This window comes from Streptomyces sp. NPDC087270 (genome assembly GCF_044744625.1).
Lineage (GTDB): Bacteria > Actinomycetota > Actinomycetes > Streptomycetales > Streptomycetaceae > Actinacidiphila.
On sequence record NZ_JBIUYR010000020.1, the window covers coordinates 143,670 to 164,569 of the forward strand.

Consider the following 20,900-nt stretch of genomic DNA (forward strand, 5'->3'; position numbering starts at 1 on the left):
GTGGACCTCGTTCGCGTGAATCGCGGGGCCGGATCGCTTGAGGATCGGCGGGGGAGCGTAATTCTCCTGGGAACGCAACCCCCGGACGTTCGTCCGCCGACCGGAAGGCGCCCCCGTGCGTATTCTCCGTCCCGCCACGGGCGCTGCCGCGCTCGTGCTCGCCGCCTGCACCACGCTCACCGCCACGTCGGCGGCCCACGCCACCGCGGTCGACCTGGCCTGCACGAGCACCATCGCCCCGCAGTACACCCCCGGGCTGACCCTCACCCCCGCGGCCGTCACCCTGAACGGGCCCGGCACCCTGGACAACTGCGTCGGGAAGCCGGGAGTGACCTCCGGGACCATCGCCGCCCAGGGCTCCAGCGACTCCTTCTCCTGCACCGCCGGGAGCCTGAAGGTCGAGGGCGACATCAGCTGGAACGACAAGACCACCTCGCACTTCACCTTCACGGCGCTGCGCGTGCTCCAGACCAACGGCTCCCTGGTCAGCGTGAACAGCGGCACCATCACCTCGGGCCCGTTCACCGGGGACACCATCACCGCCTCGTACACCCTCAGCAACCTCCCCTCGGCCTGCGCGCTCCCGGGCGGGGTGACCACCGCGACCGGCACCGGCGTGTACACGCTGTCGAACTGACCCCCGAGGTAATTCCGACAGCCACGGGACTTTCGACGCCGCGGATGTTGACGCTGTCGGCGACAGTTGAGGGGCTGCGGGAGGGGCGGTTCGGCAGGCATCGAGGGCTGATCCGGAAGCATGGGTCCGGCGAGGGTGTGCCGCCGTGGTGGCCGCGGTTGCGGCGTACGTGTCGTACGAGCACCAGCGGGCGTTCGCCCTGCGTGGCGGGGCGGATCGGATGGGCGCGTCGTCGTCGCCGTTGTCGGTCGACGGCCTGCTGCCGCTGGCTACTATCGGACCACTGAAACCTTCTGCTCAGCGCGGTCGGCGGGCACGGCTCGCGGTTCGAGTGTCCTTGTGCGTTGGGTCGTACGCCGACGGGTGCGGACCTCGACCGTGCCGCTGGCATCGACAACTACAGCCGGGCGGTCCTGGCCCAGTGACGCCGCACCGGCCGCGTCCCGAATGGCCCCGAGCCGGGGCGCAGGCACACCGGCTGACGGGGGGAGAGCGCCTGTGTTCCCCCGCTTCCGCGAAACCGTCCAACCTTGTGCACGGCGGAACACCCCCACGCTGGCGGGGCGGACACCTGGTCGGCACCGGCCTCGGCAAGCAGCCGCGGAACACCCCCGCGCTGGCGGGGCGGACACTTGCTGACCTGGGGCTCAGACGGGGCTTTGCAATTGCTTTGCTCTGCTGCTGGGCTGTGGTGCGGTCATGGCAGCACGCTACAACGCTGAGCGGTCGCGGGTAGGCGTTGTCTCGGGTCCGGCGAGGATCGGCTGTTGCAAAAACGCGCGGGTTTGCCGTGGTTGGCTGCCCGCCGTCGATGGGGTGGATTGCAACGGGGCAGGCAGGCGCAGACTCACTCACGCGGATCGGTCACGGCCCCAGGACTGCTTCGCGCGCGGCGCGGGACCAGATGGACTGCTGCCGGGTGGTGAAGCCCATGCGGTTCCAGTGGAAGAGGACATGGCGGGCGAGGACACCGCGGAGGCCGAGAGCCAGGTGTCCCTCGCCCGCAGCGTTCGCGAGGGCCGCGCCACTTCGTTGCAGAGCATCGAGCCAGGGCCGTATCGATGTGAGGGGGCCGTGGGTCAGTAGAGGGTCGGCGTCGGTGAGGAGAAGGCGGCGCAATGGTGTGCGCATGTTCTCGATGCCGTCCAGGGGCACGTTCGCCGTCAAGGGCCGGTGTTGTTCGACCTGTGCCCAGACGTCGCCTTGCTCGCCGAACTCCAGGCGGGCGGCGCGCATCAAGAGCGTCATGGCCAGGAGCGAGGTGGTCTTGGCGTCAGGCAGTCCCGGTTGCCCTTGGGCGGTGCGGTGTTCGTAGTCGAGGATGCCGACGCTGTCGACGTGGAACAGGTCGTGGGCGAGCGCCATGCCGGCCGGGCCGCCGAAGGCGGTGGTCTCCGGCTCGTACGGTCCGTGGCGCCAGTTCTTGACCGCGCCTCGCGTGACGGCACGGTCGAGGGCTTTCGCGAGGTGGGTGGCGGCGTCCTCCGTTGCCGCGTCCGCGGCGGGGTGGACACGGAGGCGCCACTGGGGGTGCTTCCGCAGGAACCACCAGCTGCTGACGGGTGCTGTGGTCAGGGCGGGGAGGAGGTGGGCGTGGAAGGAGGCGGCAGCTGTGGGGTAGCGGGTGAACTGGATGTTCAGCTGGTGCCAGCCGCGGGGGTGGGTTTCCAGTGCTGCGCGGCCGGCGGCTCGGTAGCGCTCCAGGTTTTCCGCGAGGTGAGTGGTGGGGATGTCGGCGTGGCGGGCGGCGTCCTCGATCGGTGTCCCGGCGAGGACGGCCAGGACAGCTTCTTCGGCCTGGTCGACGTCACGAGCGGCGGCTGACTCTGTCATGACAGCAGGAGGCAGGCGTCCCACTGCCCTTGGAGCGGGGCGGTCGAGCCGCCGGGTTCGGCGTCCTGGAAGGCCAGGGCGGCTCCCGTTCTCCCTTCGAGGAACCCGCTGTCCTCGGGTGGGCCTGCGGTGAGGAACCTGTTGGCGAGCAGGCCGGTTCGGGCGGTGAACGCCGCGGGGTTGGCGGAGTCCTCGGCGACACGCAGCACCGTGCGCAGGATGCCGCCGTATCCGTGGCACAGGCCTCGGTGGGCGATGCGGTCGAGCGTGGTGGGGTCGGTGATGCAGTGGAGCAGGGCGCGTTCGGCCATTCGCTTGCGGTCGTGGTCTTCGGTGACGATGGCGGCGAGTTGCTGGGCGCGGGCCAGGCCGGGTGTGCCGTAGCACCAGGAGGGCGCGGCGTGGTGGGTTGGTGCGGGGCCGTGCTGGTTGATCCAGCGGGGCCAGTGGGTGCCCTGGTGGTCGTGGGTCCGTATTTCGTCGAGCCAGCGGCAGATGCGCAGGATGGCGGTCTCGTGATGGTCGACGGTGGTCCCGGCGCGCAGGGCGAGGGCCAGGAGCGCGAGCGGGCCGGTGATGCCGTGGGCGAGGCCGGCGTTGGCGTGGCCGCCGGGCATGGTGGCCTGGTTGGTGGTCGGGGCGTGGCGGACCCACCACCCCGGTATCGGTGTGCCGTGGGCGGTGATCGGTTCGGTGAGGCGGACGAGGTAGTCCAGGACGGCTTTCGTCTCCGGGCCGCTGGGTTGTCGTTGCAGGAGCAGGGCGCCGATTCCGGTGAGGCCGCGGAAGAGGTCGTACTCGGCGAAGGTGGTGGCGCGGCCGGCATTGATGCGGGCGTGTGCGTCGGTGAGACGCCGGCGGGTGTGGGCGGCCACGATGCCGTCGAGCGTGTGGAGCGCTCCGGCGTACCGTTCGGTCCCGCCTGCGGCCTGGTGGAGGACGAAGGTCATGGCGGGGGCGCCGAGGTAGAGGCCGGCGTCCGGGCCTTCGATCAGGGGGCCGAGGCCGGACAGGGCGCGGTGTACGTTCTCCCAGTTCTCGGTGCCGCGCCGGGCCCGTTCGATGCTGAGCAGGGTGGTTCCGAGCGGGCCGTGGGCGAGGGACTGCCGGACCGATAAAGCACTTTCGGCGGGCGGGGCTGTGGTCACCACGGGGCTCCTTTGAGGCGGACGGTCCAGGACAGGGCTGCCGCGCGGGCGGTGCGGCGGCAGGTGGCTTCGGCCGTGGGGTCGATACCCGCGGCGCGGTTGTGGTGCATGTGGAGGAGGGAGGGCAGCACGTCGGCCGGATCGGTTCCGGAAGCCTCAAGTGCCAAGCGGTACTGCGCAAGCGCGTGCTGTCGCGCTTCCCACGCCTCTGTCAAGCCCAGCTCGATGAGCCCGGAACGGGCGTCTCGGCCGATGAGTCGGACGGCGAGGGCCTGGGTGTGCCGGGGTGGGGCCTGGCCGTCGGTGCGCGGCAGGTTCCTGATCATCCAGCCGAGGCCGGCTTGCCGGGAGCCGAGCAGGCCGGTGGCGATGTCCACGAACGAGGCTGCTGCGGCGGCCGGTTGGTGGTCGGCGGGGTCGAGCAGCATCTGTGCGCGAGCGGCGGCGGAGTCGGCTGCGAAGTACGCCTCGGCGGCGTTCAGCGCGGCGCCGGTGCCGTAGCGGCCGGTCTCCGGTCGGTCGGTGTCCCAGGCGATGCGCTGGATCAAGCCCTCCTCAAGGGGCTCGGCTGCCCATGCCGCCACGCGGTGTGCTGCTGCGCCGAACCCTTCGGGGCCGGGAAGGAGCAGCCGCAGACGGACGTGCGGTTCGGGGTCTGCGTAGCGGACGAACCACGCGGCCGGGTCGGTCTCCCAGTCCGCGAGCAGGCCGGGCAGGTGCGTGGTGAGTAGTTCCGGGACGCGGGCCGGGTTGCCGTAGAGCTTGAGGAAGGCGCGGCCAGATCCGCCGGGTAGGCGTACGGCCCCGCGCTCCACCATGCGGTCGGCACGAAGCGCGGGAGCCGGGGCGGGTGGCTGGTCGGAGGCGCAGGGTAGGACCACTTCGTGGGTGTGGCCGATCCAGCCGAAGGCGCTTTCGTCCGGTGCCTCGTGCAGGACGACGGCGCGGTGGCGGTTCAGTTCGTGCCGCAGGAGATGGCGGTGGGCGGCCAGGTCGAGGTCGAGCCGGAGGAGTTGGTCACTGGAGCCGACGTAGACGGTGCGCGGGACGCCGTACTGGACGCGCCAGTTGGTGAACCTGAGAATCCATTCCTTCCCGTCGCCGAGGTCTTCCGCGCGCAGCCGCCAGCACGCGGCGGACAGGATGGTCCGGCCGTAGCGGACCTCGGGCAGGAAGGGCAGGCGAGCCGCGGCACCCCAGGCGAAGGGGATGAGGATCGCGGCGTGCGAACGGTGCACCTCGCACAGGAACCGCACCAGGGGATGCGTGGCGTGGCTCAACTCGACGGCGTTCATCACCGACGGTTCGATGACGCGACCCGTGGACAGGGACACCAGGTACAGGCGGCGAGCGTCCGCGACGACACCGAGGTCGTTCAAGTCGAGGGTGGCGGCGGGGTTGTGCTCCCCGAGGGCCAGCACCTCGGGAGCGACCACGGGGGCCCGGGCGACGTTGTACGTCTGCTGCTTCATCGGGGGAGCGGAGATCTGGGCCCGGACCGCGCCGGCGGCCAGCGTCGGCAGGGACCCGTACACCCCGGTGTGTCGGGTCAGTTCGTCGGGCGGCAGCATCGACAGGAACCGTCCGGTGGTCGTGCCGGCGGCCGACGACAGGCCGACGGTGGACAGCGCGAACCGGCCCTGGTCGACGTCGTCCAGGGACCTGGCCCGTACGGTGAAGCACAGCTCGACGTGGGCGGGCAGCTGGGTCGGCTCGCCGGCGGACAGGGCCTGGACGTCCGCCTCGGTGAGCGTGATCTCGCGCCGGTCAGTGAGCGCGGCGTCCTGGGCGAGCGCGAGGAGGTGCTCGTCGCGGGGTGTCGTGGCGAGGACGGGCCGAGGCAGCAGGCTGCCTCGGTAGCCGACGGGAAGACCGAGCCCGGTATCGGGGTCCGTGAGCTCCCGCAGCGGCACGACGGTGCCCACGCTGTACCGCTCCAGGAACCGCGCCCGGTAGTCCTTCCAGGCCGGTGAGCCGTTCGGATACGGCGTGATGCGCGCCATGGCCGTCAGCGCCTGCTCGGCCTCACGAGCGACCAGCTCCGGCAGCACGATCTCGGCATCGAGGCGGACGTTCACCGCCAGGGCGAGTTCCGCGGCCGGAGCGAGAGCCGTCATTGCCTCGGCGGCCTGTGCGCGCAGGGCAGGTTGGCTATCGGGGTCGGCTTCGTCGTGACTCTGGAGGGCGCGGTGGATCTGGCGCAGCAGCGTGACCGCAGGCAGGTCCTCTGCGGCCTGTTCGAGCTGGTGGATCAGGTGGCCGAGCCCGTCGCCCGTGGTCGTCGGCGGCTGGAGATCGGTCAGCAGAACACGGTGTCCGACCAGGCTGGTGACCATCGCGTCGATGGTGGCAGCGGGCGTGCTGGGGTAGCCCGCTCGGAGCTTGGCTGTGAGGTCGCAGACCCGGATCGGGGTGGCGGCCAACGTCAGCGCCTTCTCGGCGGCCGGGGTACGGCGCAGGCTGGTGCTGGTCGGGCCGTCGGTGCCCGGCTGGTAGGGGACCACGATGCGCGGGCCCTGCGCGGTCCAAGTCGGGTCCGCCATGACCGTCAGGTGCGGCAGCACGGCTCGGTCGCGCTCGAGCGCCGTCATGATCTCGTGCAGCCACCTGGCGTCGACCCCGGCGAACGCCCGGTACTCCCTTCCCCAACGGGCTTGAGCGCTTTGCCCACACCGCACCGTGGTGACCCCGGCGAACAGGCCGAACGGGGTGGCGCGATGCTGCATCCGCAGCAGGTAGCGGGCCAAGGAGCGCGCGGTGCTCTCGACGCGCGGTGGGTGGGCGGTGCCGTTGAGCGTTTTGCGGACGGCCCGCGCGAGCACGGGCGCAGCGTGCGTGATGGCCTCGGCGCGAAGCGCGTCCGCCCAGACCTCCCCCATCCACTCTCGGAGCTGCGCGCGATCGGTGAAGTCCTCGGGCCAGGAGGGCACCGAAGCCGCTGTCGGAGTGACTGAGGCTCTGATGGTGCCGACGTCGAGGGCGTGGTACATCGTGCCTCCTTCCGTCTGGAATGCCGGGGCCGAGCGGGCGGGTGCTGCCCGGCCCCGGAAGAGGGGTCAGCCGCCGATGCAGGTGCTGTTGGAGCAGGCGGACTGGCAGGTGGAGGTGCAGTTGTCGCTCGTGTCGTTCAGCAGCGAGCCCAGAACGGGAGCCGCGCTGACGGTCTGGACGTCGAGGTCGAAGTCGGCGTCGGCGCGGTAGTCCGTCGCCCCTTTGAGGACGAAGGACGGGTTCTGTTGTGCCATGACATGCCTCCCGAAGAAGTGGGTGGGGATGTGCCGTGTGCCGCCTGACCGCGAGCCTGACAAGGGCTTACGGCCAGGTGATCGTGACCCGCGTGTGGCGCCGTTCGATGCGGCGGCCCGCGGGCAGTTGGTGGTCCGGGGTGCCCGCCGGGTGGACCTCGATGCGGGCCTGGTCACCGCGGTGCTCGCGGTCCCAGATCCGGATCTCGGAGACCAGCCGCTCGGCGAGGACGTGCCCGCGCGGGCCGTGCCCGATCGCCCCCAGCTCGTAGCGGTCATCGACGTCCGTGGCCCGTACGGTCCGGTAGGCGAAGCTGCTGCCGTCCACGAGGGTCGGGATACCGAGGGGCGAGGCGGAGACGACCAGCCCGCGCTCGCGGGCGCCCGGCTCCGCCGCCATCAGCGGAAGGTTGTCCAAGGCGGTCGTCAACCAGAGGTCCAGGTGCTCGTTGGACTCCGTGCCGCCCAGGGTGACCCCCGACCACACCGTCGCCCGCGGTGTGAACAGCGATCTGGCGAGCGCTGCGGTGTCCGGCTCGGGGTGACCGTCGAGGCGCAGGGCGACCTGTTCGCCCTCCGTGTCGTGGAGGACGGCGAGCCGGACCCGGTTCTCGCCGGCGCCCTGCATCGGGACGAAGCCGCACAGTTCGAACCCGTCGCTGACCAGGTGGTCGCCGGCGCGGACGAAGGCGACGGTGCGGGTCATGCCGCGCATCCGCAGCGGGACGACGAGCCTGCCGCCCTCCTTGAGCTGGTGAATCCACGCGGGGGGAATGTCGGCGGCCTGCACCGTGACGACGATCCGGTCGAAGGGCCCGTGGCCGGGCGCGCCGTCCTCCGCGTCGGCGGTGAGGACGGTGACGTTCGGGAAGCCGGCCGCCGTGAGGAACGCCGATGCGCGGGCCGTCACGTCGGAGTCGATGTCCATGGTGAGCACCCGGCCGTCTTCCTCGACCATCTCCGCGAGGTAGGCGGCGTTGGGACCGCTGGACCCGATCTCCAGCACCGTCATCCCCGGCTCGATCCGGGCCTGCTCGATCTGTAGCGCCTGGACCCTCGGGGCCGACACCGAGCTGATGTCCACGCCCGTCGCGTCCGTCTTGGTCACGGCCGCGAACTCCGCGTCGTACGACTTCGCCCTATCGACGTCGGGAGTCGCCAAGTGCCGCGGTACGGACCGGAACGCGGCAACGACCCGGGAGTCCCGAGCGGTGCCGAGTCCGATGAGGCGCTGCACCATGGCATCGCGCAACTCCCTCTCGACGGCGTCGTCGGGTCCGCCGGTCGTATCGGTCATGCGGGTGGTTCCTTTGCTCGTATGGGTCGGCGCGCTCGGCTGGACGCAGTAGCCATGCCGGACAGGGCCGTTGAGGGCAGCGGTAGGCGGCCTCAGCCGTAGGAAGCGGTACGGCGGTGCTCGCCGAAGGGGGGCCACGCGTATGTCCTCCGGAGCGTGACGGATGGGCTGAACCCTTCGAGCCTGGCCCTCTTCCACCCTGTCGGGAATGAACGGCCGTTGCACCGTTGTGGCACTTCCGTGGCCCCTCGCACACCGTCCGTGATTCCATGACGGCACGAGGGAGGCGGTTTGTGACGAGCGTGAGACGTTGGACCGGCCGCGAGGCCGGCCTGCTGCGGCAGGCGCTGCGGATGAGCGTGCGGGGCTACGCAGCCCATCTCGGTGTCGGTATCCGCACCGTCTCCAAGTGGGAGAAACTGGGCACGGGCACCTGCCCGTGGCCGGACACCCAGGCCATCCTCGACACGGCCCTCACCCGGGCTGATGCCGCCGCCCAAACCCGCTTCGAGCAACTCCTCGCCGGTCCCCGGCGACCACTGCTGAGCAGGACCCCCGTGTCCGCGGTCGACGACCATGAGACGTGGGCGGAGGACCTGGAGCGGATCGTGGTGTGCCTCGACCGCCAGGACTTCGACTTCGCCGCCACTCTCCTGGAACGCCGGCTCGGCCGCGCCCAGGTGCGTGACCTCGACGACCGCGGACTGTACCTGTACGGGCGCTCGTTGACGCTCTCCGGCGACCTGCGCCGTCTGCAAGGGACCCTTCAGGACCTCTTGACCGCCAGGCGGCTCTACACCGACGCGCACGACCTGTTCACCGAACTCGGCATCCCCCGCCGGGCCGCGCAGCTCGAACTCTCCCTCGCCGTGGTCACGGAAATGAGCGGACGCCTCACCCCCGCGGCCACCCGCTACCAGCAGCTCACCGACGACGAACGGCTCGGCTCCGCCGACCGTGCCCGCGCCCTCCTGTGGATCGGCACCGCGCTGGCCAAGGACGGCCGCAACACGTTCGCCATCCAGGTCATGGGACAGGCAGCCGAGCGGTTCGTGGAACTGGACGAACCGGAGGACTGGGCGACCGCCCAGCAGAAGCTGGCACTGGCCCACCGCGGGGCCGGGGACCTGACCCGGGCCTTGGCCTACATCGACACCGCCCGCAGCAACGGCCGCTTCGAGTCCCCGCTTCAGCGCGTCCAGATCGATACCGCGCACGGCCACATCCTGCTCACCGACCGGGCCACCCGCAGCGCGGGGAACGACGTGCTCGACCGGGCCTCGGATATCGCCCGCCAGTACGGACTGAATCACCAACTGCGAAGCATCAAGAGCGTGCGCAACAGCGGGGAGTACGTGTGACCGGCCAGGCCACGATCAGCGACGCAGACCGGGCCGACGCCCGAATCATCTGGGACTTCCACCAGATGGGCCACGAGCCGAGGCCCTGCTCTGCCGCGATCGCTCTCGGCAGCCTCGATCTCGGCGTGGCCACCACCACCGCCGGCCTCTACCACGGCGGTATGTTCCCGGCGGTGGTCTTCACCGGCGACACCAGCGTCGCCACCCAGGAGAGGTTTCCCCGAGGCGAGGCCACCCACTACCGGGAGCACGCGCTCTCCCTGGGGGTGCCGGACCAGGCGATCCTGCTGGAGCCCAAGGCCACCAACACTGGCCAGAACATCGCCTTCTCCCGCGAGGTGCTGGAGAACGCGGGTATCGCCGTCACCACCCTGCTCCTGATCTCCATGCCGTACATGCAGCGACGCGCCTACGCGACGTGCCGCAAGCTGTGGCCCGAAGTGGACCCGGTCTGCGTCTCGCAGCCGTTGTCGTACGACGAGTACGCCACGACGCACGACGACGAGAAGCAGTTCATCGACATGCTCATGGGTGACATGGAGCGGGTGATGGAGTACCCCAAGCGCGGCTTCGCGATCGAGCAGCACGTCCCGGAAGGGGTCCGCGATGCCTTCGACCGCCTCCGCGCCCGCGGCTACGACAGCTGGCTCCTCCCTTCCTGACCACGTGAGCCGCCAGAACACGCCACTGGCGCGTTCGTGTGCGATCCACCAGCCCAACCTGCTGCCCCGCCTGTCCACCCTGGCGAAGATCCACGCGGCCGACGTCTGGGTGGTCCTCGACGACGTCCAGTTCGCCCGCCGCGACTACCAGCACCGGGCCCGCCTCGCCGCACTCGCCGACCCCCAGCACCGCAAGTGGCTCTCCATCGAAACCCATCTCCCCGACGGCCGAGCGACGTTGATCCGCGATACGCGACTCGCCGACCCGCACCGCACGGCCCGCCGCCTCGGCCAGCTACCCGCGCAGTTCTACCGCACCAGCCCCCACTGGCCGCTGCTCCGCAGCGCACTCGAACCTGTCCTCCGCTCCCTCACCGAAACCACCCCTACAGCGGCCGTCGCCGAGGCCACCACTCTCGCCCTGCTCAGTCTCCTCGGCTGGCGCGGCTCCGTCGTCCGCAGCAGTGACCTCTCTGCTTCCTCGGACCGATCGGCACGTTTGGCCGACCTGACCACCGCAGTCAGCGCCGACACCTACCTCTGCGGCACCGGCGGCCTGCGATACCTCGACCCTCGCCCGTTCGCCGAACAACACCTCAACGTCCGCGCGTTCCGGCCGCCGGCCGCCGACGGCCTGTGGACCGGCGCGGCGCAGATCTCCGCTCTCTGGGCACTCGCCGCCTACGGCCCAACCGACGTGCGAGCCGCCATCGAGCACCAGCGCGCAGCCCCCTGACCGTCGCACCCGCTTTTCCCCACATGTTCGCCGCGGCCGCGCCGACCTTCCCGCCCGGTGCCGCGCGGACGTTCATCCTGGCCGAGCGTGCCACCGCAGGCTGGAACGCCCCGCGCTGGCGGGACGGCCTACGGGGCAAGTGCCTAATTAGGCGCTACGCGGAACACCCCCGCGCTGGCGGGACGGACCCTTTCTGGCCTGCGGCTCAGCAAGAGGTCTGCAATCTCTTTGCGCGCACGCGCTCTCTGCGCGGTGGCCCGGGCGAACCGCCGCAGTGTGCGCTGCGTTTGCGCCGTGCGCCCGGTGGGATTCGGCCAATTCGACGTTCTATCGGAGAAGTTGGTTCGCTGGTGCGCCCGCGCACTCCTTGCAGAGAGTGCGGGGGCGGGCGATAGACGTGGTGCTTGTTCACGACAGCGGGTTGTCCGTGTCGGTAGCAAGGTGCTGCGTCAGTGGAGACAACGGCGAGGAGTGGGCGTGCCCCGCGGGGTGGCCGGACTGCCCTGGTGGGAGGTGTAAGCCTGGCGCTGGGCATGGTGATGCTGGTTGCGTGCAGTCCTTCGGGCGGGTCCGGTGGGTCCGGGCCGCGGCCGACAGGTAGTGCGCCGGAGCACCCATCGATCCGGCCGAGCGCTGTGGCGACGTCCACCGGAAGTGCAGAGCGGGCAGCTCGATCGGCTGCCACCGCCGCGTACTTGGGTATGTGGCGGGATATGGCGCAGGCAGCGACGGCTTCGGATTGGAAGTCCCTTCGGCTCGCCGACCACGCGTCAGGGGACGCGCTTTCCACGGTCTCGCGGGGAATGTACGCGGATCACGTCACCGGGCTGGTGATGAAGGGGGCGCCCAAGAACGATCCGAAAGTGACCTCTGCCATTCCTTCGACGGCCGCCCCCACCACGGTGCTGATCTCCGCTTGCGGTGACTCGTCGCACTGGCCGAAATACCGGGCGGACAGCGGCAAGTTGGCCGACTCCGATCCTGGTGGGCGTCAGTCGATCACCGCCGAGGTGAAGCGGCAGTCCGATGGGACCGGGAAGGTCGACCGGAAAGGACCATGCCCAGCACCTATGCGCCGTCGTCCAACCGTGACGACGGCCGTTGTGCCGTGGCTGTAGGTACCCCCGAGGGGCCGCGGACGCCGCGTCACTGCTGGGCCTGGGCGGCCCATGCCGCGATGTGGGAGCGCGAGCGCAGGCCGAGGGTGCCGCGGATGTTGCGGACGTGGGTCTCCACCGTGCGCACCGACACGTGAATCCGCGACGCGATCTGACGGTTTGTCAATCCCTGTATCAGCAAGGCGGCCACCGCCCACTGGCGCGGGCTGAGCGGGCCGTGCCGGGCCTCGTCCCGCGCCGGGGGCGCCGCCGGTGCGTCGCCCAGCGCGTACGCCACCACCTCGTCCGGGCGGAGTGAACGGCCCAGGGCCAGCTCGCGGTCCGCCCGGGAGGTCAGGCCGTTGATGCCGGCGGCCCTGGCGGCCTCGACCCGCTGACGCCACCAAGGGTGGGACCGCAGCCCGCAGGTGACCGACTCGGCCATCTCCTCGGCGGCCGAGATCAGGTGGAGCCCGCGCTCGAACTGGAAGCGCCGGACGGCCACCACGGCCAGCCCCTCGATCAGCCCGGCCGCGTCGCCGGGGCGCTTTGCCGGCGACCGCAGCGGCGCGGTGAAGTACCGCTCCGCCGTCGAGAGGTCGTCACACTCGACGGCGAGTGCCCCCGCCACGTGCATGATGTCGCACTGCCACTCCGGCGGGACGGCGGGTACGGCGGGGAGCGCCCGGTCGATCAACCGGGCCGCCGAGGCGGGCTCGCCGCGGACCAGCTCGTGCCTGGCGAGGTGGCCCACGCACACCGCGAAGGTCGGCTCGTCCGCCAGTTGTTCGCCCGCGCGGACGCTCGCCGTGAGGTCCTCGAGGGCGCCGGAGCGGTCGCCGGCGTGCTCCTTCAGCAGGCTGAGCCGGAGCAGCAGGCGGCACAGCAGGGGACTCGGCGCGCTCGCGCGTTCCCGGTCGACCGCCTCCTGCATGGTGTGCAGCGCCTCGCGGTGCGCGCCGCGCCGAGCGGCCAGCATCGCCGCTGCCTCCAGGGCGATCGACCGGTAGCGCGCCTCGGGCTTCGCGGCGCGCAAGGCGCCGTGGACGAGGCGGGTCGTATCCGTAACGGCCTCCGGGTCCGGGTCCGTTTCCAGGGTGACCAGCCCGCCCACCAGCAGCAGCCGGCGCTCGTCATCGTCGGCGGTCGGCCCTTCGAGGGCGTGCCGCAGGTTGGCGAGTTCGGCCCCCGCCGTGCGCACCGTCTCCCGGGAGGCGATCCCCGTTCGCCACAAAGGACTCACCAGGGCCGCCAGCCACCGGGTGAGTCCTTCGTACGCCTGCTCCTCCTCGTGCAGATCGCGCAGTTGCTGGTGGGCGTAACATCGGACCGGTTCCAGCATGTGGAACCTGCCGGCCCCCGCCACCTCGCGACCCAGGCCGGCCGGGGACCGGATGACGGACTTCGATTCGAGCGCCGTCAACAGCCCGGGCACCGACGACGCCGGGACCTCGTCGGTGACCACGGCGACCGCGGCGTCCACGCCGAAGCCGCCCGGGAAGACCGAGAGCCGCCGGAACAGCAACTGCTCCATCGGCTTGAGCAGGTCGTAGCTCCAGGTGAGCGCCGCCCGCCAACTCCGGTGCCGGGTGGACGCCGTCCGCCACCCGCCGACCAGGAGGGAGAGCGGGTCGTCCAGCCGCTTCCGCAACTCGGCCACCGAGAAGGTCCGGATCAGCTGTGCGGCGAGTTCGATGGGGAGCGGCAGGCCGCCCAGCCGCTCGCAGACCGCCCCGGTGTCCGCGGCGTTCTCCTGGGTGAGCGCGAAGTCCGGCACCACGGCGCGGGCCCGGTCGGCGAACAGCCGGACCGCGTCCGATCGCAGGTATTCGCCGGCCGAGGGCCTGCCGTCAGGGTCCGGCAGCGGCAGCCCGTTCACCGGGTAGACGGTCTCACCGGGTATCCGCAGCGCCTCGCGGCTGGTGGCGAGGATCTGGAGCCCCGGATACCGGGCGAGCAGCCGGCCCACCAGGAGCCCGCACTCGCCGATCACGTGCTCGCAGTTGTCGATCACCACCAGCCAGCCGGACAGCTTGACGCCAGGCCCCTTCGCCTCCGCGAAGAGCGTGTCGGCGTCGATACGGCCGTGCAGCGCGGCGAAGACGCGACTGGCCACGGACTCCGGTCCGGCACACGCCCCGAGTTCGACCACCACGATCGCCTGGCGCCCGCCGCGCTGCTCCTTCCTGGCCACTTCGAGGGCCAGCCGGGTCTTCCCGGTGCCCGCGGTTCCGGTCAGCGTGAGCAGCCGGGTGCCCCGCAGCAGTCTGCTCGCCTCCACCATCTCGTCCACCCGGCCGACGAAGCTGCTCAGCGGGGTCAGCAGGTCACCGGACGTCTCCGTCGCCAGGGACTCGCTCTTCATACGCCGTCGATAGGCGCGCTGCCGGCACGCGTTCGAGCAGTACCGAGCGGACGTGCCTTCCGTTCTCAATCCTTTTTCCAGCGGGGTGCCACAGGAATTGCAGGAATGCGGCATGGAATTCGGATGAACCATGAAAAAAACTCCACGACACTAATGGGGGGAAGTCTCGCGCGGTGGACATGGCGGATCTCATGGATGGTGACGAGGTGTCAGACGCTGTGATCGTAGGGCCCGTTGACCGGGGTTTCAAGGCTTCATCTTTCGTCATATTATGACAGCGTTCCGGCTTGTCGGGAGGTCAGGCGGGTATACGCTCGCGGGTTTCCGTCCGCGTGCGGGGCTGAACACACCGCCGAGTGAGGCTGATTTCGGTCATCCGGAAAAGAGGATGGCGGATAAACTCCGGTCGGTCGCGCGGCCGGTGAGGACCGTACGCCGCCGGTCCGGGTGGCACACGGCGCAGGTCACGAGGTGGGCGCATCGCCTTCCCGCCGTCCGTACGGGTCCGGGGCCGGCGTCAGGGGACCTGCGCCGGCCGCCGCGCACTTCCTGTTGCCGCCTCTGAGCGATTTCTCCGGTGGGAAATGACGCACATTCTTCATTTGAATCACGAGTCTGCGCGGATTTCATGGGTGAGGTTGCCGACGCGGGCTTCGGCGGTCGGTGGTACGGGCCCCGGCGGCGGGAACCGGCGTAACTGCGGGCATCACCGATACCCGAAGTGTTCGATGTCTGGAACCTTCGGGGCATGAACCCCTTTGACGAACCGGACGGCGAGTTCCTGGTGCTGGTCAACGACGAAGGACAGCACTCCCTCTGGCCCGCGTCCTTCGACGTGCCCGACGGCTGGCGGGTGGGCCTCGAGCGGGCCGGCCGCACCCGTGCCCTTGCCCACATCGAGGAGAACTGGACGGACATGCGGCCCAAGAGCCTGGTCGAGGCCATGGACGGGTGAGTTGCGGCTCCCGTCGCGCGCGCCCGCTCGACCGGGCACCGATCCCAGGCGGTGCACCGATCGGGAAGTGCCGCGCGGCGGGTCACCCGGCCGGCACGCGCGCCCCGGTGTCAGGGCGCTCTCCGCGTCGCGAGCCGGCCGGTCGGTCGGTGGCGGTCCGCCAAGCCGTCGGCCACCAAGCCGGGGCGGGGGCCCTTCCGCCCCGGCGCACCCGGCGCACCCGGCATGTCCGGCGCACCCCGCACGTCCGGCGCACCCGGAGCGCCCGGCATCTCCGCGAGCGGTTCGGTCCGCGCCCGCGGGCCCACCCCGCCGTCCGGTCCGCAGGAGCCGGGCGGGGAAGGCGGGTTACGCAACCGTGCGGACTGCGCCGAGGAGTCCGCGGACCACTCGGCGTACTCCGGCGACGTGCGCCGAGTCCCGGAGACCGGTCGGACGGCCCCGTGGTGCCACGTCCACGGGGCCCTTCCGCCGGTCCCGACTGGAGGTTGATCAGCCCATGAACACGCTGAGTGCCGCGACCGCCGAGACGGGGGCCGCTCGCGTCCCCCGACCGGGCGGCACCCCCCTTCCCCGCCGTGCCGGACCGACCTTTCTCGGCGTGGGCACCGCGGTCCCGACCCGTTCCTACACGCAGGAGGAAGTCCTCGACTTCTTCGGGATCACCGACGCACGCGTCCGCTCGGTCTTCGCCAACAGCGCGATCGACCGCCGCTGCCTCACCCTGCCGCCCCGTGACCGGCTGGGGCGCCCGCACGTCGAGACCCAGGGCGAACTGCTGCGCAAGCACGCCGCCCAGGGGATCGCCATGGGCGCCGACGCGCTGCGCCGCTGCCTGACGGCCGCGGGGCTGTCGCAGGACGACGTCGGCTACCTGTGCTGCGTGTCGAGCACCGGCCTGCTGACGCCGGGACTCAGCGCCCTGCTGATGAAGGAACTCGGTCTCGCCGTCGACACCGGCCGGCTCGACGTCGTGGGCATGGGCTGCAACGCCGGCCTCAACGCGCTGAACGCCGTGGCCGGTTGGAGCAGCGCGAACCCCGGACGGGTGGCCGTCATGGTGTGCGTGGAGGTCTGCTCGGCCGCCTATGTCATCGACGGCACGATGCGCACGTCCGTGGTCAACAGCCTCTTCGGCGACGGCGCGGCGGCCGTCGCGCTCAGCACCGGCCCGGCGGACGCCACAGGACCGCGACCGGGACCGGGACCGCGACCGGGACCGGCACCGCGACCAGGACCCCGGCCAGGACCGCGACCCCGGCCGGGACTCCGGCCAGGACCCGAACTCCTCAAGTTCGCCAGCCACCTCATCCCCGAGGCGTGCCCGGCGATGCGTTACGACTGGGACGACACCGCGGGGAAGTTCAGCTTCTTCCTCGACCGGGACGTGCCCTACGTCGTCGGGGCGCACGCCGAGACCGCGGTCGACCGGCTGCTGGCCGGCACCGGTCTGCGGCGCAGCGACCTCGCGCACTGGGTGGTGCACTCGGGCGGCAAGAAGGTCATCGACTCCGTGCGGGTCAACCTCGGCCTGTCCCGGCACGACCTGCGCCACACGACCGGTGTCCTGCGGGACTTCGGCAACGTGTCCAGCGGGTCGTTCCTCTTCTCGTACGACCGCCTGGTGCGTGAGGGCGTGCCCCGGCCCGGCGATCACGGCGTGCTCATGACGATGGGCCCGGGTTCGACCATCGAGACCGCCCTCGTCCGCTTCTGAGCCGGCGCCCCGCACCGACGCCCGGTACCGACCCCGCAGGAGGAGTCCGCAGTATGCACGCCACCATTTCGCAGACGGTCGTGGAAGCCGACATCGACGTGGCCCGCCCCCTGACACCCGGCCTCGTGGCGGAACTCGCCGACGCCTGCGACCGGGTGGAGGACGCCGGGGGCGGCCGGGTCCTGGTGGTGCGGCTGACCGGGTCGAAGGACGCGCCCGCCGCATGGCCGGGACCGGCGCAGGTGCACCTGGTCGGCAAGTGGGAGAACGCGCTGCGCAGACTGGAACGGCTCGACGCGCTGACCGTCGGGATCGTCGCGGGCCGGTGCAACCAGGCCTGCCTGGAGGTCCTGCTGGCCACCGATCACCGCGTCGCGGGACCCGGTACGACGCTGGACGCGGGCACCAGGACCGACGGCATGTGGCCGGGGACCGCCCTGTACCGGCTGGTGCAGCAGGTGGGCCTGGCGACGGCCCGTCGGCTCGTGCTGTTCCCGGGCGAGACCGGCGTACCGGCCCTGCACGCCGCCGGAGTGCTCGACGAGGTGACCCAGGACGCCGGTGCCGCGCTGGCCGCCGTCCTGAAGCGGGCCGCCGACTCCGCCGGGACCGAGCCGGCCCTGCGCCGCCGGCTCCTGCTCGACGCCGGCACGGTCTCCTTCGAGGAGGCGCTGGGAAGCCATCTGGCCGCCTGCGACCGGGCCCTGCGCCGTACCGACGTGACGGAGGACGGCAAGTGACCGCGGCCACCACCGCCGAGGACCGGCAGCCCCCGGCCGCCCCCGTGCCGCTCACCGGCGTCTTCGACACCGACCGTGAACGCGCCACCGCCCGCCTGCGGAACGCGACCGGGCAACTGGCGGCGATGCCCCCGCGGGCGCGAAGGAGCCTGGCGGACACCACCCGGGCGCAGCACCTCCACGACGCGGCACGCCAACTGCGGACCGCCTTCCTGGAGCTGCACGCCGAGCGGGTGTACGACACGCTGACCGCCGGCCGGACGGCACACCTGCGCCTGGCGGAAGTGGCCCACGCGGCCGGCCGGGACTTCCCCGGCCTGGCGCCCTCCGCGCGGCAGATGACCGAGGAGGCGGTGCGCCCCCAGTCCGAGAAGGAGGGGTGGGAGATCGACCAGGGAATCCTCTTCCGCGCCCTGCTGCGCGCTCCCGGCCCGGGCGCCCACCTCATGGAGTCGATGCTGCGCCCGACCCCCCGCGCGCTGGAGTTGCTGCCCGGTTTCCGGGACACCGGCGAGGTGGTCCTCAAGGCGGCGCGGCTCGAACGCCGGCGCGGCGCGGGCTTCGTGACCCTCACCAACACGCACTGCCTCAACGCGGAGGACAACCAGCACGTCGCCGACCTGGAGACCCTGGTCGACCTCGTCCTGCTCGACCCCCAGGTGCGCGTCGGCGTGCTCAGGGGCGGCGTCATGACCCATCCCCGGTACGCCGGCCGGCGGGTCTTCAGCGCGGGCATCAACCTCAAGGAGCTGCGCGCGGGCGCCATCTCCTTCGTGGACTTCCTGCTCGGCCGCGAGCTGGGCTACCTCAGCAAGATGATGCGCGGACTCGTGCGGGCGGACCCGCCCTGGCCGGGCACGGACGCGCAGAAGCCCTGGCTCGGCGTGGTGGACGGGTTCGCCATCGGCGGAGGCGCCCAGATCCTGCTCGCCTGCGACCGGGTACTGGCCGCGAGCGACGCCTACTTCAGCCTCCCCGCCGCCCAGGAGGGCATCGTGCCGGGCGTGGCCAACCTGCGGCTGACCCGGTTCCTCGGCGCCCGCCAGGCCCGCCAGGTCGTCCTGTGGGGCCGCCGGATCGAGGCGGGCGAGCCGGCCGCGCGCCTGGTCTTCGACGAGGTCGCGGCCCCGGACGCGCTCGACGCCGCGGTCGCCGGGTCGGTGGCCCGGCTGGCCAACCCGGCCGTGGCGGCCAACCGGGCCATGCTGAACCTGGCGGATGAGCCCGCCGAGCAACTGCGCGCCTACCTCGCCGAGTTCGCGCTCCAGCAGGCGTTACGCGCCTACAGCCCCGACGTCCTCGCCAAACTGCACCGGTGACCGGTCCGGCGCGCCCGGGGGCACCGCGTCCCCGAGCCGGGCCGCCACCGGTTCCCCGGCGGCCCCGCGCGCACGTAACGGCGGCGATCGCGGATGGTCCGGGGCGTGCGACCGGACCGAGAGTGGGCCGTATGGAACTTGCGGATTCGGACGCCACGTCGGTGACGGTGCCACAGGGGGTCAAGCCGTCCACATCCTGGCTCTCGGCCGGAGGGGACGCCGATGTCCCGGCCTCGCGCGAGGCGGGGCATCCCGCCCGGACGGACGGCGGGATCGCGGACGGCGGGTTCGCGGACGGCGGGTTCGCGGACGGCGGGTTCGCGGACGGCGGGTTCGCGGACGGCGGGTTCGCGGACGGCGGGTTCGCGGACGGCCGTGAACTACCCACGCTGAGCGGGGCGTTCGGCACGGACCGGCAGCGGGTGTCCCGTTGCCTGGTGGAGCTCGTACGGGCGGTGGACGCGCTGCCGCCGAAGGCGAAGCGCTCGCAGGACCCGCGGCGGCGCGCCGACGGCCTGCACCAGCGGGCCCGCCTGCTGCGCCGGAGGTTCCTGGGTCGTCATGCCGAGCGGCTCTACGAGGAGCTGACCGACGGACTCACCCGGTCGCTGCGGGTGGAGGAGATCGCCGTTCTCGCCGCCGAGCGCTGTCCTGGCCTGGTGCCGGGGCCCGAGCGCCTGGCGGCGGAGGCGCGGCTGCCGCAGTGGGAGAAGGAGGGGTGGGAGATCGACCAGGGCCTCCTCTTCCAGGCCCTGTTCGGCTCGGCTGTCGCGGGGCCGCACCTGTTGCGCGCGATGCTGCGGCCGACCCGGCGGTCACTGGCGGCGCTGCCCGGGTTCCGCGCCACCGGTCGCGCGGACCTGGGAGCCGTCTCGGTGACCCGCAGGGAGGGCATCGCCCAGGTGGAGGTCTGCAACGACGCCTACCTGAACGCGGAGGACGACGCCCTCGTCGAAGCCCTGGAGACGGCGACGGACCTGGTGCTGCTCGACGACGGCAGCCGGGTGGGTGTCCTGCGCGGAGGGGTGATGACGCATCCCGCCCACCGGGGCCGGCGGGTGTTCAGCGCGGGCATCAACCTGACCCACCTGTTCCAGGGCAGGATCTCCCTGGTGGGCTTCATGCTGCGGCGCGAGGTCGGCTACCTCGCCAAGTTCGTGCACGGGCTGCACCACGGGGAGGACGGTCCGGGCGGGCTGCCCGCGCGCGTGGTCAAACCGTGGGTGGGCGCGGTGGATTCGTTCGCGATCGGCGGCGGCACGCAGATCCTGCTGGCGCTGGACCGGGTGGTGACCGCCGAGGACGCGTGGTTCAGCCTGCCCGCGATGGACGAGGGGCTGGTGCCCGGGGCCGCGAACCTGCGGCTGGTGCCCGCGACGGGGAGCCGGCTGAGCCGGCAGATGATCTTCTGGGGCCGGCGGCTGCGGGCCGGCGATCCGGCGGCGTCCTGGCTGTGCGACCAGGTCGTGCCGGCGGGGGAGCTGGACGCGGCGGTGGAGCGCGCGGCGGCGCACCTGGACAACCCGGCGGTCGCGGCGAACAAGCGGATGCTGGCGATCGGTGAGGAGCCGGAGGACGTCTTCCGCCGGTACATGGCCGCGTACGCGATCGAGCAGGCCGTCCGCATGTACAGCCCCGACCTCATCGCCAACCTGGAACGCACCTGGGTCAACCGGTCGCGCCGACACGCGGCCGGGGCCTGAGGTGCGCCGGGGTGGAGGCGCGCCCGTGAGCCGGGGTGGAGGCGCGCCCGTGAGCCGGGGTGGAGGCGCGCCTGTGAAGAACAGC

At 71.8% G+C, this 20,900-nt stretch carries 17 protein-coding genes; 11 read left to right on the top strand and 6 right to left on the bottom strand.

The window, feature by feature from the left end:
- The first annotated feature begins 115 nt into the window (after window positions 1–115).
- Window positions 116–637 carry a hypothetical protein gene (locus ACIPAE_RS32445; RefSeq protein ID WP_329361947.1) on the top strand — a complete coding sequence of 174 codons (522 nt, stop codon included), beginning with the start codon at window positions 116–118 and terminating at the stop codon, window positions 635–637.
- A 169-nt stretch (window positions 638–806) separates the two neighbouring features.
- A complete protein-coding gene (locus ACIPAE_RS32450; RefSeq protein WP_402450217.1) occupies window positions 807–1,373 on the top strand; it encodes a hypothetical protein in 567 nt (188 codons plus the stop codon).
- A 128-nt stretch (window positions 1,374–1,501) separates the two neighbouring features.
- On the opposite strand, the gene ACIPAE_RS32455 is transcribed toward ACIPAE_RS32450, so the two are convergent.
- The 5 genes from ACIPAE_RS32455 to fxlM form a co-directional block, all read right to left on the bottom strand.
- A complete protein-coding gene (locus ACIPAE_RS32455) occupies window positions 1,502–2,470 on the bottom strand; it encodes a thiopeptide-type bacteriocin biosynthesis protein (protein ID WP_402450165.1) in 969 nt (322 codons plus the stop codon).
- On the bottom strand, window positions 2,467–3,618 hold the full coding sequence (locus tag ACIPAE_RS32460) for a lanthionine synthetase C family protein (protein WP_402450168.1): 1,152 nt from the start codon (window positions 3,616–3,618) through the stop codon (window positions 2,467–2,469). The genes ACIPAE_RS32455 and ACIPAE_RS32460 overlap by 4 nt, the downstream gene beginning before the upstream one ends.
- The gene (locus tag ACIPAE_RS32465; protein WP_402450170.1) at window positions 3,615–6,608 is read right to left on the bottom strand and encodes a lantibiotic dehydratase; all 2,994 of its coding nucleotides are present in this window, start codon (window positions 6,606–6,608) and stop codon (window positions 3,615–3,617) included. The genes ACIPAE_RS32460 and ACIPAE_RS32465 overlap by 4 nt, the downstream gene beginning before the upstream one ends.
- Before the next feature lie 66 nt (window positions 6,609–6,674).
- Entirely contained in the window at window positions 6,675–6,863 is a 189-nt protein-coding gene (locus ACIPAE_RS32470) for an FxLD family lanthipeptide (RefSeq protein WP_402450172.1), read from the bottom strand.
- A gap of 67 nt (window positions 6,864–6,930) precedes the next feature.
- Window positions 6,931–8,160 carry a methyltransferase, FxLD system gene (gene fxlM, locus ACIPAE_RS32475; protein WP_402450174.1) on the bottom strand — a complete coding sequence of 410 codons (1,230 nt, stop codon included), beginning with the start codon at window positions 8,158–8,160 and terminating at the stop codon, window positions 6,931–6,933.
- 293 nt (window positions 8,161–8,453) lie between these two features.
- Between fxlM and ACIPAE_RS32480 the strand changes: the two genes are divergently transcribed.
- The 4 genes from ACIPAE_RS32480 (at window position 8,454) to ACIPAE_RS32495 (ending at window position 12,037) form a co-directional block, all read left to right on the top strand.
- Window positions 8,454–9,521, top strand: a complete 1,068-nt coding sequence (locus tag ACIPAE_RS32480) for a hypothetical protein (protein ID WP_402450176.1) — start codon at window positions 8,454–8,456, stop codon at window positions 9,519–9,521.
- A gap of 65 nt (window positions 9,522–9,586) precedes the next feature.
- Entirely contained in the window at window positions 9,587–10,183 is a 597-nt protein-coding gene (locus tag ACIPAE_RS32485; protein WP_329373627.1) for a YdcF family protein, read from the top strand.
- A 4-nt stretch (window positions 10,184–10,187) separates the two neighbouring features.
- Window positions 10,188–10,919 (top strand): WbqC family protein, encoded by a 732-nt coding sequence (locus ACIPAE_RS32490; RefSeq protein WP_402450178.1) that lies wholly within the window; start codon window positions 10,188–10,190, stop codon window positions 10,917–10,919.
- Between the two features lie 713 nt (window positions 10,920–11,632).
- On the top strand, window positions 11,633–12,037 hold the full coding sequence (locus tag ACIPAE_RS32495) for a hypothetical protein (RefSeq protein ID WP_402450180.1): 405 nt from the start codon (window positions 11,633–11,635) through the stop codon (window positions 12,035–12,037).
- 28 nt (window positions 12,038–12,065) lie between these two features.
- Here ACIPAE_RS32495 and ACIPAE_RS32500 read toward each other — a convergent pair whose 3' ends face one another.
- Entirely contained in the window at window positions 12,066–14,381 is a 2,316-nt protein-coding gene (locus ACIPAE_RS32500; RefSeq protein WP_402450182.1) for an ATP-binding protein, read from the bottom strand.
- 748 nt (window positions 14,382–15,129) lie between these two features.
- Between ACIPAE_RS32500 and ACIPAE_RS32505 the strand changes: the two genes are divergently transcribed.
- The 5 genes from ACIPAE_RS32505 to ACIPAE_RS32525 all read left to right on the top strand — a co-directional run bounded on the left by ACIPAE_RS32505 (window position 15,130) and on the right by ACIPAE_RS32525 (window position 20,815).
- Window positions 15,130–15,336 (top strand): MbtH family protein, encoded by a 207-nt coding sequence (locus tag ACIPAE_RS32505; protein WP_402450184.1) that lies wholly within the window; start codon window positions 15,130–15,132, stop codon window positions 15,334–15,336.
- A gap of 499 nt (window positions 15,337–15,835) precedes the next feature.
- Window positions 15,836–17,053, top strand: coding sequence for a 3,5-dihydroxyphenylacetyl-CoA synthase DpgA (gene dpgA / locus ACIPAE_RS32510; protein WP_402450187.1), 1,218 nt, complete (start codon window positions 15,836–15,838; stop codon window positions 17,051–17,053).
- A 53-nt stretch (window positions 17,054–17,106) separates the two neighbouring features.
- The gene (gene dpgB, locus ACIPAE_RS32515) at window positions 17,107–17,793 is read left to right on the top strand and encodes an enoyl-CoA-hydratase DpgB (protein ID WP_402450190.1); all 687 of its coding nucleotides are present in this window, start codon (window positions 17,107–17,109) and stop codon (window positions 17,791–17,793) included.
- On the top strand, window positions 17,790–19,112 hold the full coding sequence (gene dpgC / locus ACIPAE_RS32520; protein ID WP_402450193.1) for a (3,5-dihydroxyphenyl)acetyl-CoA 1,2-dioxygenase DpgC: 1,323 nt from the start codon (window positions 17,790–17,792) through the stop codon (window positions 19,110–19,112). The genes dpgB and dpgC overlap by 4 nt, the downstream gene beginning before the upstream one ends.
- Before the next feature lie 131 nt (window positions 19,113–19,243).
- Window positions 19,244–20,815 carry an enoyl-CoA hydratase-related protein gene (locus tag ACIPAE_RS32525; protein WP_402450195.1) on the top strand — a complete coding sequence of 524 codons (1,572 nt, stop codon included), beginning with the start codon at window positions 19,244–19,246 and terminating at the stop codon, window positions 20,813–20,815.
- Window positions 20,816–20,900: the final 85 nt, after the last annotated feature.

Coding starts and splice junctions, on each gene's coding strand:
- dpgA (WP_402450187.1), top strand. CDS start 15,836: ATGAACACGCTGAGTGCCGCGACCGCCGAGACGGGGGCCGCTCGCGTC.
- ACIPAE_RS32505 (WP_402450184.1), top strand. CDS start 15,130: ATGAACCCCTTTGACGAACCGGACGGCGAGTTCCTGGTGCTGGTCAAC.
- ACIPAE_RS32485 (WP_329373627.1), top strand. CDS start 9,587: ATGGGCCACGAGCCGAGGCCCTGCTCTGCCGCGATCGCTCTCGGCAGC.
- dpgB (WP_402450190.1), top strand. CDS start 17,107: ATGCACGCCACCATTTCGCAGACGGTCGTGGAAGCCGACATCGACGTG.
- fxlM (WP_402450174.1), bottom strand. CDS start 8,160: ATGACCGATACGACCGGCGGACCCGACGACGCCGTCGAGAGGGAGTTG.
- ACIPAE_RS32495 (WP_402450180.1), top strand. CDS start 11,633: ATGGCGCAGGCAGCGACGGCTTCGGATTGGAAGTCCCTTCGGCTCGCC.
- ACIPAE_RS32455 (WP_402450165.1), bottom strand. CDS start 2,470: ATGACAGAGTCAGCCGCCGCTCGTGACGTCGACCAGGCCGAAGAAGCT.
- ACIPAE_RS32470 (WP_402450172.1), bottom strand. CDS start 6,863: ATGGCACAACAGAACCCGTCCTTCGTCCTCAAAGGGGCGACGGACTAC.
- ACIPAE_RS32465 (WP_402450170.1), bottom strand. CDS start 6,608: ATGTACCACGCCCTCGACGTCGGCACCATCAGAGCCTCAGTCACTCCG.
- ACIPAE_RS32500 (WP_402450182.1), bottom strand. CDS start 14,381: ATGAAGAGCGAGTCCCTGGCGACGGAGACGTCCGGTGACCTGCTGACC.
- ACIPAE_RS32525 (WP_402450195.1), top strand. CDS start 19,244: ATGGAACTTGCGGATTCGGACGCCACGTCGGTGACGGTGCCACAGGGG.